This window comes from Citrobacter sp. GW821-FHT02E08 (assembly GCF_059421685.1).
In genome coordinates this window covers 169,239-184,175 of record NZ_JBWKVL010000006.1, presented here as the reverse complement: position 1 = coordinate 184,175, position 14,937 = coordinate 169,239, and the positions used below count along the sequence as shown (strand labels likewise).

Genomic DNA, 14,937 nt, shown 5'->3' with positions numbered 1-14,937 from the left:
CGGACGTTACCTCGCGCCCGACCCGGTAGCCTGGAGGAATAAGCGGAGGTACACCGCGAAGCGGCAATTTTCCTGCCGGGAGCCGGGATTGTTAAGGGTGCGGCGATAGCACCCTTAACCCGTTCACGGGACATGAAATGCCAGAGAAGCGAGGAACATAAAGTGAACGGAACCCTTCGCAAAACCAGCATGTTGAATCTGCAGGGTAAATGCCTTATTGCTTTTTGGTTGGTCAGTGCTGAACCAACCAGCATTAAATCACAACGCTCCGGATTGATGAGTCATTCATTGAACGGGGCGGTTTTATCCAGTACGGCCTGAATAACGTTCAACGCGCCCTGGTGATTATTATCGTCAGTTGCATAGCGAGAGAGGGCTTTGATGCTGTCTGCGGCGTTCTTCATGGCAAACGAGTAGCGTGCCATTTTCAGCATTTCCGCGTCGTTGCCGCTGTCACCGATGGCGACCACATTTTGCGGTGACAAATTCCAGCGTTTTAACAGGCGGCTAATGCCGTTGGCTTTATGCAGACCCGGAATGATCAGGTCTATAAAGCCGAATCCGCTGGTGACCGGTTTCATAATACCGTCCAGTGCGGTATGCAGCGTGTCGATCATCATAGGGATCTGCTGATCCGGTAAATTCAGTGAGAATTTAAACAGCACGTCATCGATGTCGTGATAATCCTTCACCGGTTTCAGGCGGTGATAGTGTTTTGACATCAGCGCCACAAAGGCGTCGGGGGCGTTTTCGCTGATGTACGCGCTTTGCAAACCACAGGCGACGAAATTGAGCTGTTTATCTTTTAACAATTCACCAATCACGATGCGCGACTCGTGGCGGGTCAATTCGCCGTGAAACAGCTGTTTGCCATGCTCAAAAACCAGCGCACCGTTTTCGGCGACAAAAGAGATTTCATCTTTGAGTTCGGGGAAGAAGGAGATGAGTTGGTAATACTGATTGCCGCTGGCGACGACAAATTCAACATCGCGTTTTTTCAGTTCCTGATACTGCGCCATAAAACGCGCATGATCGTACTGCTTGGCGTCGTCGAGAAAAGTCCCGTCCATATCGGTGACGATAACTTTTACGGTCATACATTGCTCTCCAGAATATTACTGCGACTAGCAACATTCTAATAACAATGTGACCTGAAGCACAAATTTAATTTCGAATGAAAGTGGGAGGGGGTACAGACGCTGTAGGCCGGATAAGCGTCAGCGCCATCCGGCAATCGTGAGGAGTGGCTGCCGGATGTCGGTGTGAACGCCTAATCCGGCCTACAACTCTTATGTCATCGTCCGTTTACAGCATATGTTCGGTACGGGCGATGATATCGTCCTGGGCATCCGGAGAGAGCGCGGTGAAGAAGGCGGAATAGCCTGCCACACGCACGACCAGGTCGCGATACTGATCCGGGTGCTTTTTCGCTTCCAGCAAGGTTTCACGCGAAACGATGTTGTACTGAATATGCCAGCCTTTGTGCTCTTCAAAGAAGGTGCGCAGCAGGATCATCAGCTTCTGCTTGTCGGACTCGTTTTCCAGGGTGGCTGGATTCAACTTCTGGTTGAGCAGCACACCGCCGAGAATGGAGCCGGTCGGCAGTTTGCCGACGGATCCAATCACCGCCGTAGGTCCGAGGTGGTCAGTACCAGAAGAGGGGCTTGCACCTTCCGCCAGCGGCGTGTGGGCTTTGCGGCCATCCGGCGTTGCCATCGTCGCGGCGCCAAAAGGCACGTTGGCAGAGATAGAGGACGTACCGGCGTAGTAGTTGCCACCCGTCGGGCCACGACCGTAACGCGGGTTATGGTACTGTTTCAGTTCGTCGATATAGGTCTGGTAAGCACGGGCCAGCAGAGTATCGACGCTATCATCATCATTACCGTACTTCGGCGCGCCGTTGATCAGACGCTGACGCAGCTGTTCATGGGTCAGCCCCTCGAAATCGTCAGCCAGTGCCGCCGCCAGCTGTTGTTGACCAATCGCACCCTGGTCAAAGACCAGTTTTTTCACTGCGGCCAGGCTGTTGCCCAGGTTGGCGATACCCACCTGCAGACCCGAAACCCAGTCATACTTCGCGCCGCCTTGCTTGATGCTTTTCGCCCGCTCGATGCAGTCATCGACCAGCGCCGAACAGAGAATGTCATGTACGTTCTCTTCCAGCATGGTATCGACCACATACTCAATTTCGATCGATTTACGGGTGTAGTAGCGGATCTGGGTATCCCAGGCTTCCATCACCTCGTCGAAATTGTTGAAGTTACCGGCAGAGAGCGCTTTTTCCTGCGGCAGGAAGACTTTCCCGCTGGTGGCGTCACGACCGCCTTCCAGCGCCGCCAGCATCACGCGCGCAAAGTTAATAAAGCTCATCCCGGTGCAGCGGTAACCCCATTTGCCGCCAACGGCGGTTTCGATACAGCCGATTGCCGCGTAGTCGTAGGCGTCCTGCGGGTCGATGCCGAGTTTAATAAATTCCGGAATAACGATTTCGTCGTTGTTAAAGGCTGGCATCCCAAAACCACAGCGAATCACCTGTACGCAGGCGTCGAGGAAGTCATTGCTCATCCCGGCGTGGTAGCGCACGCTGAGGTTTGGCTGCGTTGAACGCAGACGACCACAGGATTCCAGAATAGCGTAGGAGAGCGGGTTAACCGCATCCATAGGCTGGTCGTTAACCAGATTCTGACCGCCAATGGTGACGTTCTGATACAGCGGGCTACCGGCAGACGCTTTGGAGTGGGAGCCGGAGCGGATTTTGTTCACCTCCAGCAGTTTCAGCCAGCAGCTGTGCAGAAGTTCAATGGCGTGCTCGCGATCCAGCGTCTGGTTCAGCTCGACGTCGCGACGGTAGTACGGATAGAGATACTGGTCCATACGACCGAACGAGACGGAGTGGCCGTTAGACTCAATTTGCAGAATGAGCTGGATGAAGTAGCACAGTTGTAACGCCTGCCAGAAGGTTTTTGGCGGTTCGTGAGCGATCACATCGCAGTTTTCCGCCATGGCCAGCAGTTCGTCGCGGCGGCTTTCGCGCGTTTCGGTGGCCGCCATTTCGCGCGCCAGGTCGGCAAAGCGCTCGATGTGCAGACTCACCGCGTCGAGAACGATATCAATCGCTTTCAGGAACTGATCGCCGTGCAGATCTTCCAGACAGGTGAGGTTAATGCGGGAACGACGTTCGTCGACTTTGTGGCGCAGGCCATCGAGCCCTTTTTCCAGCACCAGCGGGAAGTTGACCGCCAGATGCGCATCGCCGGAGGTCATGTTGCCTTCGGCCTTGATGATCCCCGTTTCCAGCAGACCTTTTTGCTCATCGGTAAACATGCCGTAGCAGCGATCCTGAACGGTCTGTCCGCGCCACCAGGGGCAGACTTCATGCAGCACGCGTTTGTTCTCTTCGCTGACCGCAAAACCCGCACCCGGACGATCGGCGAGGTCATCGATCTCTTTTTCAATCCACGAGACGGTGTATTCCGGGAAGATAGGCGCAGCGCGGACTTCACTTGCCTGGTTGCCGATGATCAGCTCGTCGTGTTTGATCCAGATGGTACGTTCCGCCAGATGATGCGCCAGCGCCAGAGCACGACGAACCGGGATAGGTTTATTCAAATGCTGCTGGTACATCTCGGTGTAGTGCTGGGCGCGTTCGGTACATACCGGCGGTTTCACAATATGGATCAGCGCAGTTTTGTGGGCCTTGATGCGGTCGCTGAGTGTATCCAGTTTCAGTGTGGTCATGGGAATTATCCTCGTAAAGTCGCGGTCAAACCTTTCGTGCTGGCGTACTGTTGCGCAAAGTCGAGCAGCGCAGGCGCATCAAGCGGTTTGTCTGGGGCGTTGTAGGGTTGACTGAGTAAGTGGTATTTGTTGATGCCCAGCGTGTGGTAGGGCAGAAAATGGATTTCACCGACGTGCAGTTCGTCGGCGGCAAAATCGGTAATGGCTTTTATCGCCTCTTCATCGGCATTAAAGCCCTGAATCAGCGGCACGCGAATAATGATTTTTTTCCCTGCGGCAGCCACTTTTTTCAGATTTTCCAGCACCCGGGCGGCGTTGCCATCGGTCCATTGTTTGAACGGGGCGTCGGCTACATGCTTCAGGTCTGCCAGAAACAGATCGATATTCGGTAACGAGGGCGCAATGTATTTCCAGGGCACATGCAGGCAGGTTTCCACGGCAGTATGAATGCCTGCATCATGGCTGGCTTTGAAAAGCGCGGCCGCCAGTTCTGGCTGCATAAACGGTTCGCCGCCGGAGAGGGTAATTCCACCGCCGCTGCGATCGTAAAAGGGTTTATCGCGCAACACGGTGGCCATGATCTCTTCCACGCTTTTCATCTCGCCGCACACGGTTAACGCCTGTGTCGGGCAGCAGTCGGTGAGCGCATTGATATGGGCGTCGTTCAGTTTTTCACGGTGGATCAGCAGGCCATTCAGCGTACGCTCGCACACACCTGGGGCTGCCTGAGCGCAAAGATCGCACCCTTCCAGGCACAAACGCGCATCGTATAAAAGATCCTGCGTACGTGCGCGGCTCTCCGGGTTCTGGCACCAGCGGCAGCTCAGGGAGCAGCCTTTGAGGAACACCACGGTTCGTATACCTGGGCCATCGTGAGTGGAATAGCGCTGAATGTTGAAAATCATAAAACGGCCCTCTTGTTTCGTATAAAGATTAAATTACTTTCGAATGAAAGTTATATTGACGCAAGTCAACTAACCGAGCAGTTTTGCCGTGGTATCGTGAATCCATGCTAAATCTCACAGTTTGAGGAATGATTATGGAACTCTATCTGGACACTTCTGATGTCGATGCCGTGAAAGCCCTGGCGCGCGTTTTTCCGCTGGCGGGTGTCACCACCAACCCCAGCATTGTGGCCGCAGGTAAAACGTCGCTGGACGTGTTATTGCCTGAGTTATATGAAGCGATGGGCGGTAAAGGACGTTTGTTTGCCCAGGTGATGGCCACCACCGCAGAAGGAATGGTCAGCGATGCGCGCCTGCTGCGGGCGATTATCCCTGACATCGTGGTGAAGATCCCGGTCACCTCAGAAGGTCTGGCCGCCATTAAATTGCTGAAATCTGAAGGTATCCCTACGCTGGGTACGGCGGTTTACAGCGCTGCGCAAGGGCTGCTGGCAGCGCTGGCTGGAGCGGATTACGTTGCGCCATACGTGAACCGTCTCGATGCGCAGGGCGGTGATGGTATTCAGACGGTCAATGAACTTCAGCAACTGCTGCACATGCATGCGCCGCACGCTAAAGTCCTGGCGGCCAGCTTCAAAACGCCGCGTCAGGCGCTGGATTGCCTGTTGGTAGGGTGTGAGTCTATTACTCTTCCACTGGATGTCGCCCAGCAGCTGATCAGCTCTCCGGCGGTGGATGCTGCGGTGAAGAAATTTGAGCACGACTGGCAGGGAGCCTTCGGGCGGACCTCTCTGTAAGTTCTGATACCGGGTGGGCGTCATGCTCACCCGGTCTTATTTACTTCCCGCACACCTCACAGCCCGGATTGCGCATCAACTTCATTTCGCGGAACTGGCAGGTCATGGCGTCATACATGACGATTTTGCCGGAAGCAGGCTTTCCGTACTGCGCCAGTAATTTAATCGCCTCCATGGCCTGCAACGAGCCAATCACGCCGATCAGCGGCGCCATAACGCCCGCTTCCACGCAGGTCAGCGCGTTCTCGCCGAACAAACGACTCAGACAGCGATAGCAAGGTTCACCGTCTTGCCAGGTGAAGACGGTAATTTGGCCTTCCATGCGGATAGCCGCGCCGGAAACCAGCGGCACTTTTGCGGCGAAGCAACCTGCGTTGAGCTGATTACGCACCGTGACGTTATCGGTACAGTCCAGCACCAGGTCATGCTCAGCGATCAGCGCATGGAGGGCTTCATCCTCCAGCAGGGCGTTAAGCGGGGAGATAATGATATGCGGATTAATACGCATCAGCGCGTCACGGGCGGATTCGACTTTGGGTTGCCCGACCGTCGCGTCACTGTGCAGCGTCTGACGCTGTAAATTGGAGACCGACACCGTATCAAAATCGAGCAGCGTCAGATTGCCAACCCCCGCGCTTGCCAGATATTGCGTGGCCGCACATCCCAGTCCACCCAGCCCGACCACCAGCACGCGCGCCGCTTTTAAGGCTTCTTGCCCGTCAAAATCGAAGCCACGCAGAATGATTTGCCGGTTGTAGCGCATCATCTCCTGGTCGCTGAGCTCAGCCATTACAGACCTCCAAACAGCGCGTTAAACGGCTCGACTTCCACCCATTCGCCCGCTTCAACATTGCCGCGATCGCGCTCCAGCACAATAAAGCAGTTCCCCTGGCTAAAGGAGCTGAAAATATGTGAACCCTGATGTCCGGTGGTGGTGACTTCCAGTTCGCCCTCGGCGGTGCGCTGCAGTACGCCGCGCTGAAAATCAAGACGCCCGGGGGTTTTCTTCAGCCGAGAGGCGGTGCGCACCCGCTGGCGCGCGGGCAGTCCGCATGCGGTATTGCCGCTGAGTTTAGCCAGCAGTGGCTGAACAAGTTGATAAAACGTCAGCGCGGCGGAGACCGGGTTGCCCGGCAGACCGCAGAACCAGCTATTGTTGAGTTTGCCAAAGGCGAAAGGTTTACCGGGCTTAATGGCCAGTTTCCAGAACGTGATTTCGCCCAGCTCTTCCAGAATCGTTTTGGTGTAGTCCGCTTCGCCAACGGAGACGCCGCCAGAGCTAATCACCACATCCGCCTGGCTGTCCGCTTCTACAAATGCGGCGCGTAAGGCGTGCGGGTCGTCGCGGATAATGCCTAAGTTGATAACGTCGCAACCGAGCTGTTCCAGCATCAGATGCACCGTTAAACGGTTGGTGTCATAAATTTGCCCGTCGCCCAGCGGCTGACCCGGCAGTTGCAGTTCATCACCTGTCGAGAACAGCGCCACGCGCACTTTACGTACCACCGGGACGTCGGCGATGCCCAGCGAGGCCAGTACTGGCAGTTCTGCGGTGGTCAGGCGCGTTCCCGCCGCAAATACAGTGGCGCCAGCGGTAATATCTTCTCCGCGATGGCGAATGTTTTGCCCGTCGCGGACTTCCGCCGTAAAGCGTACGCCTTCGTCCGTTTGTTCTGTTTGTTCCTGCATTACCACCGCTTCGCAGCCTGCGGGGACGGGAGCGCCAGTCATAATACGGATACAGGTATGTGCAGGCCATTCACCCTGAAAAGGCTGCCCGGCAAAGGCTTTACCGGCCACAGGAAGCGGCTTACCGGAGGCCAGATCGCCTAAACGAACCGCATAGCCGTCCATCGCCGAGTTATCAAATCCCGGCACATCGAGGGGAGAGACAACGTCGTTTGCCAAAATGCGACCAAAACACTGAACCAGCGGCAGCGTTTCGACAGCAGTAAGAGGGGTAATGCGCGATAACATTTGCGTGAGTGCCGATTCAAGCGGCATTAATCCGGCGGTAAATTCCATGGAAATACTCCTGCGGGGCAAATTCGAATCCGTCTATTATGTCAGAAAATGCCAGCAGACTGTATGCCACCTCGGGCTTAACCTTTACATGCTGCTTGCATCTTTCTATATTCAAAAATCGAATGAAGAATTCACAATAATTCTGATATTTATAGCAAAAGTGTGTGCCACCGTTAATGGACGACAAAAATGGGCAAAGCAGTCATTGCGATTCACGGCGGCGCAGGCGCCATTTCCCGCGCGCAATTGAGCCAGGAGCAAGAGCAGCGCTACATCCGGGCGCTGTCCGATATTGTTGAAGCAGGGCAAAGGATGCTCGAAGCGGGAGAAAACGCGCTTGATGTGGTGACGGAAGCGGTGCGCTTGCTCGAAGAGTGCCCTTTATTTAATGCCGGTATTGGCGCGGTGTTTACCCGGGATGAAACCCACGAACTGGATGCCAGCGTCATGGATGGCAACACGCTAAAAGCCGGTGCCGTCGCCGGGGTGAGCCAGTTGCGTAATCCGGTGCTTGCCGCCAGGTTGGTGATGGAGCATAGCCCACATGTCATGATGATGGGCGAAGGGGCGGAAAATTTTGCGTTTTCGCAGGGGATGGCACGCGTTTCACCTGATATTTTTTCGACTCCCCAACGTTACGAACAGTTGCTGGCGGCACGTGCCGCAGGCGAAACGGCGCTCGACCACAGCGGCGCGCCGCTGGATGAAATGAAAAAAATGGGCACTGTCGGTGCAGTTGCACTGGATCAATACGGCAATCTGGCGGCGGCGACGTCAACCGGCGGCATGACCAATAAATTGCCTGGACGCGTCGGCGACAGCCCCCTGGTGGGCGCGGGGTGCTATGCCAATAATGCCAGCGTCGCGGTGTCCTGTACGGGAACCGGTGAGGTGTTTATCCGCACGCTGGCGGCCTACGATATTGCGGCGCTGATGGATTACGGCGGACTCAGCCTTGCCGACGCCTGCGAGCGGGTGGTGATGGAAAAATTACCGGCGCTGGGCGGTAGCGGCGGATTAATCGCCATCGATCATGAAGGAAATGTCGCCCTGCCGTTTAACTGCGAAGGCATGTATCGTGCCTGGGGATATGCCGGGGATACGCCAACCACGGGGATCTACCGGGAAAAAGGGGACACCGTTGCCACACAGTGACGAACTGGACGCCAGCGATGTACTGGCCGTCAGCAATCTGAATATTGCGTTTTCACAAGAGCAGCAACGCGTAAGCGCGGTGCGCAATCTTTCGTTTCGCCTCAAGCGTGGAGAGACGCTGGCGATTGTCGGCGAGTCGGGGTCGGGAAAATCGGTCACCGCGCTGTCGTTGATGCGCCTGATTGAGCAGGCCGGAGGGGAGATTCAGTGTGATGAAATGCTTCTGCGCCGGCGTAATCGTCAGGTGATTGAGCTGGGCGAGCAAAATGCGTCTCAGATGCAGAGCGTGCGCGGTGCGGATATCGCCATGATCTTTCAGGAGCCGATGACCTCGCTCAACCCGGTCTTTACCGTGGGAGAGCAAATCGCCGAGTCGATCCGCTTGCATCAGGGCGCCAGTCGCGAAGAGGCGATGGCGGAAGCCAAACGGATGCTCGACCAGGTGCGTATCCCCGAGGCAAACGCCATTTTATCCCGTTATCCGCACCAGCTTTCCGGTGGTATGCGCCAGCGTGTGATGATCGCGATGGCGCTGTCGTGTCGCCCGGCCGTGTTGATTGCGGATGAGCCGACGACGGCTCTGGACGTCACGATTCAGGCGCAGATCCTGCAATTGATCAAAGTGTTGCAGCAGGATATGTCGATGGGGGTGATTTTTATCACTCATGATATGGGGGTAGTGGCTGACGTCGCCGATCGGGTACTGGTGATGTATCAGGGCGAGGCCGTGGAAACCGGCAGCGTTGAGCAGATTTTTCATGCGCCGCAACACCCGTATACCAAAGCGTTACTGGCGGCAGTACCGCAACTGGGGGCGATGAACGGGCAGGCGTTTCCGCGTCGTTTCCCGCTCATTTCACCCAACGATCCACAACAGCGCGAACCGCAGACAGCGCAGGATACGGTCGTCGCAGGCGAACCTATCTTGCAGGTGCGTAATCTGGTGACGCGTTTTTCGTTGCGAAGCGGCATCTTTAACCGGGTGACCCGGGAAGTCCATGCCGTAGAAAATGTCAGCTTTGATCTCTGGCCGGGGGAGACGCTTTCGCTGGTGGGGGAGTCCGGCTGTGGCAAATCCACGACCGGACGCGCGCTGTTACGGCTGGTGGAATCACAACGCGGCGAAATTACCTTCAACGGTCAGCGTATTGACACCCTTCCGGCGAGTAAATTGCAGCCGCTGCGCCGGGATATCCAGTTCATTTTTCAGGATCCTTATGCCTCGCTGGATCCTCGCCAGACGGTGGGATACTCCATTATGGAGCCGCTGCACGTTCATGGCGTGCTAAAAGGCGATGCGGCAGCGTCGCGGGTGGCCTGGCTGCTTGAACGTGTCGGCTTGCGTCCGGAACATGCCTGGCGTTATCCGCACGAGTTTTCCGGTGGTCAGCGTCAGCGTATCTGTATTGCTCGCGCACTGGCGCTCAATCCAAAGGTGATCATTGCCGATGAGGCCGTCTCCGCGCTGGATGTCTCTATTCGCGGGCAGATCATCAATCTGTTGCTCGATCTCCAGCGGGAGATGGGGATCGCTTATCTGTTTATCTCCCACGATATGGCGGTGGTTGAGAGAATCAGCCATCGCGTAGCGGTGATGTACATGGGGCAAATCGTGGAAATTGGCCCTCGCCGCGCCCTGTTTGAGAATCCGCAACATCCTTATACCCGGAAGTTAATGGCGGCCGTCCCGGTGGCCGATCCTTCCCGACATCGGCCACAACGAGTGCTGCTGTCTGATGATATCCCCAGTAATATTCGTAAGCGTGGGGAGCAGATTACGCCCGTGTCGTTGCAGTTGGTTGGGCCGGGTCATTACGTTGCGCGTGTGCAGCCGGAAAATGCGCTTTCGCGTTTATAACACTCAGACACACAGGGTTTCAGGAGAATAATATGACAAAATTTGTTGCCCGTAATTGGCTGGTTGCAGCAGGCGTTGCCTCGGCGTTGACGGCGTCGCCTGCGTTTGCGGCGAAAGATGTTGTGGTGGCGGTCGGCTCCAATTTCACGACGCTCGACCCGTATGACGCGAATGACACCTTATCGCAGGCGGTGGCGAAGTCGTTTTATCAGGGACTGTTTGGCCTTGATAAGGATATGAAACTTAAAAACGTGCTGGCAGAAAGCTACAGCGTGTCCGACGACGGTTTGATCTACACCGTGAAACTGCGTCAGGGGGTCAAGTTTCAGGACGGCACCGACTTTAATGCGGCGGCGGTAAAAGCCAATCTGGACCGGGCAAGCAATCCGGAAAGCCATCTCAAACGCTATAACCTGTACAAGAACATCGCGAAAACAGAGGTGGTGGATCCCGCAACGGTGAACATCACGCTGAAACAACCGTTTTCTGCATTCATCAATATCCTGGCGCATCCGGCGACGGCGATGATCTCCCCGAAGGCGCTGGAAAAATACGGTAACGAGATTGGATTCCATCCGGTCGGTACTGGCCCGTATGAACTGGATACCTGGAACCAGACTGATTTCGTCAAAGTGAAGAAATTCACCGGTTACTGGCAGCAAGGGTTACCTAAGTTAGACAGCATCACCTGGCGGCCAGTGGCGGACAACAACACGCGCTCGGCCATGCTGCAAACGGGCGAGGCGCAATTCGCCTTCCCAATCCCTTACGAGCAGGCCGCGCTGCTGGAAAAAAACAAAAACCTGGAGTTGGTCGCCAGTCCCTCTATTATGCAGCGTTACATCAGCATGAATATCACGCAGAAACCGTTTGATAATGCCAAAGTGCGCGAAGCGCTCAACTACGCCATTAATCGTCAGGCGCTGGTGAAAGTGGCGTTTGCCGGTTATGCAACGCCTGCCACCGGTGTGCTGCCTCCAGCGATTGCGTTTGCGCAAAGCTACACGCCGTGGCCGTACGATCCGGCAAAAGCGCGTGAACTGTTAAAAGAAGCGGGTTATCCGAATGGTTTTAGCACCACGCTGTGGTCGTCGCATAATCACAGTACCGCGCAAAAAGTGCTGCAGTTTACCCAACAACAGCTGGCGCAGGTCGGCATTAAAGCGCAGGTGACGGCGATGGATGCCGGGCAGCGCGCGGCGGAAGTGGAAGGTAAAGGGCAAAAAGAGAGCGGAGTAAGACTGTTCTACACCGGCTGGACCGCCTCCACGGGGGAAGCCGATTGGGCGCTGTCGCCGCTGTTCGCGTCGCAAAACTGGCCGCCAACGTTGTTTAATACCGCGTTCTACAGCAATAAGCAGGTCGACAGCGATCTGGCGGACGCGCTGAAAACCAATGACCCAACGGAGAAAGCGCGCCTGTACAAAGAGGCGCAGGACATCATCTGGAAAGAGTCCCCGTGGGTGCCGTTGGTTGTCGAAAAACTGGTTTCAGCACACAGTAAAAATTTGACCGGTTTCTGGATTATGCCGGACACGGGTTTCAGTTTTGAAGATGCGGATTTGAAGTAAGCCATATATTCTGCCCCTGATGTTCAGGGGCAGACGCAGGGAGTCTGATGTTTAGTTATGTTCTCAAGCGTCTGCTGGGGTTAATTCCAACCCTGTTGATTGTCGCGGTGCTGGTGTTTTTATTTGTCCATCTGTTACCCGGCGATCCGGCACGGCTGATTGCCGGACCGGAGGCCGATGCGCAGGTGATTGAACTGGTGCGCCAGCAGCTTGGCCTTGATCAACCGCTACATGTTCAGTTCTGGCATTACATCACCCACGTTCTCCAGGGGGACTTTGGGACGTCGATGGTTTCCCGCCGCCCGGTCTCAGAAGAGATCGCCAGCCGCTTTATGCCGACGTTTTGGCTGACCATCACCAGCATGGTTTGGGCCGTTATGTTTGGGATGACGGCCGGGATTATTGCCGCAGTCTGGCGTAACCGTTGGCCGGACAGAGTGAGCATGACGCTGGCAGTCACGGGGATCTCTTTCCCGGCGTTTGCGCTTGGCATGCTGCTAATGCAGGTCTTTTCCGTCGAACTGGGCTGGTTGCCCACGGTCGGCGCAGACACCTGGCTGCACTACATTTTGCCGTCTGTCACGCTGGGCGCGGCGGTCGCCTCGGTGATGGCGCGATTCACTCGCGCGTCGTTTGTCGATGTGCTCAGTGAAGATTACATGCGTACCGCCCGCGCGAAAGGGGTGAGCGAAACCTGGGTTGTGCTAAAACACGGTTTGCGTAACGCCATGATCCCGGTTGTCACCATGATGGGGCTACAGTTTGGCTTTTTGCTTGGCGGCTCTATTGTCGTCGAGAAAGTGTTTAACTGGCCGGGGCTTGGCCGCCTGCTGGTAGACTCGGTGGAAATGCGCGACTATCCGGTGATTCAGGCTGAGATCTTGCTGTTTTCTCTGGAATTTATTCTTATCAATTTAGTGGTGGATGTGCTCTACGCCGCCATTAATCCGGCTATCAGGTACAAGTAAGGATGCGACTGTTCAACTGGCGCCGTCAGGCAATTTTAAATGCCATGCCTCTGGTGAAACCGGACAGGGTTCGCACCCCGTGGTATGAGTTCTGGCGGCGTTTTCGTCGTCAGCGTGTGGCCATGATCGCCGGTGTTTTTGTGCTGCTGTTGATCCTGGTGGCGATCTTTGCCCGTGGGTTAACGCCGTTCGATGCGGAAAATTACTTCGATTACGACCGCCTCAATGACGGACCTTCCATGCTGCACTGGTTTGGCGTCGATTCGCTGGGCAGGGATATTTTCAGTCGCGTGCTGGTTGGGGCGCAAATCTCCCTGGCGGCGGGGGTATTTGCGGTGTTTATTGGCGCGGCGATAGGTACGGTCTTCGGTTTACTGGCGGGCTACTACGAGGGCTGGTGGGACAGAATGATCATGCGTATCTGCGATGTGCTGTTTGCTTTTCCGGGCATTCTGCTGGCGATTGCGGTGGTGGCGGTGCTGGGCAGCGGCATTGCCAATGTGATTATCGCTGTGGCGATCTTCTCCATTCCTGCGTTTGCCCGTCTGGTGCGGGCGAATACCCTGGTGTTAAAACAGCAAACGTTTATTGAGTCGGCGCGCAGTATTGGCGCCAGTGATGCCACCATTCTTTTCAACCATATCCTTCCAGGAACGGTCTCTTCGATTGTGGTCTTTTTTACCATGCGTATCGGCACCTCGATTATCTCGGCGGCCAGTTTGTCTTTTCTCGGGTTAGGCGCACAGCCGCCGACGCCGGAGTGGGGGGCAATGCTCAATGAAGCGCGGGCGGATATGGTGATTGCGCCGCACGTGGCATTGTTCCCGGCGGTCGCGATTTTCCTGACGGTGCTGGCGTTTAACCTGCTGGGCGATGGGCTGCGCGACGCGCTGGATCCGAAGATTAAAGGGTAGCTGCGGCAGGCCAAATTGAACGGTAAGGAGATCCCTCAGATACGTTTACCCAGGATATGCAATGTGCTTTGCTGGGTTGAGGTGCTGAACGTTGTATCTTTGATATGTGTTAACCCCTGGCGGGTGTAAAAGCGGTACGCCCGCGGGTTAGCGTCTAAAACTTCCAGCCAGAAAAAGGTTTCACCACGGTATTGCGCCATACGCACTATTTCTGCAAGCAGAGTCTCACCGTAGCCCTTGCCGGTTTCACCAGGTAACAGATAGAGTTTATGCAGCAATGTACCTGTCGGGCCGTTTTCATCCACGGGGCAGTGCCAGGATACTTTGGCGAATCCGACCGGAGCAGTCTCTTCTGCGATAAACCAGCAACTGGCTTCGCTTTGTAATTCTTCCTGTATTGCGGGCAGAGAGTACTCCTGAAAGAGAAAAGCCTGCAATTCGTTGTGTTCATGCCACAAGTGGGCAAAGTGGTGAGTGTAGCTGGAATAACCCATTTGACTTAATAATGCTGCATCATCCAGATGTGCTTTTCGTACTGTAATCATTCTCTGGTCAACTCCCTATTGTGAATTACTTTCTAATGTAGTCGAATGCGGCATTATTTGTGGCTAAGATGCGTTTGGCATTTCAAAGCATTTTTACGGCGTTATCTAACCAGGTTGGAAGTTTTCCTTATACCTGTTGAGATAGAATATGGACTGCTCCCCAATAATTAACATAATGTGATGCTTTTAGCGTCCGCTGTTGGCACGACTCTGCTAACAGCAATGCTACTGTCGGGTATGAGGGAATTAATACTAATACCTCTTAGTATCGGATGGTCTAAGGCAACTGTTCACGGGGCGATCGCAATTCTCTCACAGCAGAATGGGGTAAGCACCGACCATAGATAACGGAGGAGTAGAGATGACCATTATCATCAACTATCTGACAAAGGCATTTGAAAGGCTCACCCAGTGTTGGGCTGTCAAGTAACTGGGTAGCTTCAGCAATAGTGTCGAAGTCA

At 55.1% G+C, this 14,937-nt stretch carries 12 protein-coding genes; 6 read left to right on the top strand and 6 right to left on the bottom strand.

All coding sequences use genetic code 11. The features are described 5' to 3' along the window. Nucleotides 1-281: 281 nt before the first annotated feature. The 3 genes from AC07UY_RS10755 to AC07UY_RS10745 all read right to left on the bottom strand — a co-directional run bounded on the left by AC07UY_RS10755 (nt 282) and on the right by AC07UY_RS10745 (nt 4,643). Nucleotides 282-1,097 (bottom strand): Cof-type HAD-IIB family hydrolase, encoded by an 816-nt coding sequence (locus AC07UY_RS10755; protein WP_494701161.1) that lies wholly within the window; start codon nt 1,095-1,097, stop codon nt 282-284. 208 nt (nt 1,098-1,305) lie between these two features. Beyond that, nucleotides 1,306-3,738 carry a glycyl radical protein gene (locus AC07UY_RS10750; protein ID WP_203358373.1) on the bottom strand — a complete coding sequence of 811 codons (2,433 nt, stop codon included), beginning with the start codon at nt 3,736-3,738 and terminating at the stop codon, nt 1,306-1,308. A 5-nt stretch (nt 3,739-3,743) separates the two neighbouring features. Continuing rightward, the gene (locus AC07UY_RS10745) at nt 3,744-4,643 is read right to left on the bottom strand and encodes a glycyl-radical enzyme activating protein (RefSeq protein ID WP_494659433.1); all 900 of its coding nucleotides are present in this window, start codon (nt 4,641-4,643) and stop codon (nt 3,744-3,746) included. Between the two features lie 134 nt (nt 4,644-4,777). Here AC07UY_RS10745 and fsa point away from each other — a divergent pair, with 134 nt between their 5' ends. Next, on the top strand, nt 4,778-5,440 hold the full coding sequence (gene fsa / locus AC07UY_RS10740) for a fructose-6-phosphate aldolase (protein ID WP_301696285.1): 663 nt from the start codon (nt 4,778-4,780) through the stop codon (nt 5,438-5,440). 40 nt (nt 5,441-5,480) lie between these two features. Here the strand turns inward: fsa and moeB are convergent, their stop codons facing one another. Continuing rightward, entirely contained in the window at nt 5,481-6,230 is a 750-nt protein-coding gene (gene moeB / locus AC07UY_RS10735) for a molybdopterin-synthase adenylyltransferase MoeB (protein ID WP_494659434.1), read from the bottom strand. Then, nucleotides 6,230-7,465: a molybdopterin molybdotransferase MoeA gene (moeA, locus tag AC07UY_RS10730; protein WP_494701160.1), complete on the bottom strand. Its 1,236-nt coding sequence runs from the start codon at nt 7,463-7,465 to the stop codon at nt 6,230-6,232. The genes moeB and moeA overlap by 1 nt, the downstream gene beginning before the upstream one ends. A 189-nt stretch (nt 7,466-7,654) precedes the next feature. Between moeA and iaaA the strand changes: the two genes are divergently transcribed. From iaaA to gsiD, 5 genes are read left to right on the top strand one after another with little or no spacing between them, the layout of a single operon-like run. Beyond that, nucleotides 7,655-8,620: a beta-aspartyl-peptidase gene (gene iaaA, locus AC07UY_RS10725; protein WP_494659436.1), complete on the top strand. Its 966-nt coding sequence runs from the start codon at nt 7,655-7,657 to the stop codon at nt 8,618-8,620. Beyond that, nucleotides 8,607-10,478 (top strand): glutathione ABC transporter ATP-binding protein GsiA, encoded by a 1,872-nt coding sequence (gsiA, locus tag AC07UY_RS10720; protein WP_494659437.1) that lies wholly within the window; start codon nt 8,607-8,609, stop codon nt 10,476-10,478. Before iaaA ends, gsiA begins: the two co-directional genes overlap by 14 nt. Nucleotides 10,479-10,510: 32 nt before the next feature. Then, nucleotides 10,511-12,049: a glutathione ABC transporter substrate-binding protein GsiB gene (gene gsiB, locus AC07UY_RS10715; protein ID WP_494659438.1), complete on the top strand. Its 1,539-nt coding sequence runs from the start codon at nt 10,511-10,513 to the stop codon at nt 12,047-12,049. Between the two features lie 47 nt (nt 12,050-12,096). Beyond that, entirely contained in the window at nt 12,097-13,017 is a 921-nt protein-coding gene (gene gsiC, locus AC07UY_RS10710) for a glutathione ABC transporter permease GsiC (protein ID WP_192611691.1), read from the top strand. 2 nt (nt 13,018-13,019) lie between these two features. Next, the gene (gene gsiD, locus AC07UY_RS10705; RefSeq protein ID WP_494701159.1) at nt 13,020-13,931 is read left to right on the top strand and encodes a glutathione ABC transporter permease GsiD; all 912 of its coding nucleotides are present in this window, start codon (nt 13,020-13,022) and stop codon (nt 13,929-13,931) included. A 35-nt stretch (nt 13,932-13,966) separates the two neighbouring features. Here the strand turns inward: gsiD and AC07UY_RS10700 are convergent, their stop codons facing one another. Further along, the gene (locus AC07UY_RS10700) at nt 13,967-14,476 is read right to left on the bottom strand and encodes a GNAT family N-acetyltransferase (protein WP_494659440.1); all 510 of its coding nucleotides are present in this window, start codon (nt 14,474-14,476) and stop codon (nt 13,967-13,969) included. Between the last annotated feature and the right edge of the window lie 461 nt (nt 14,477-14,937).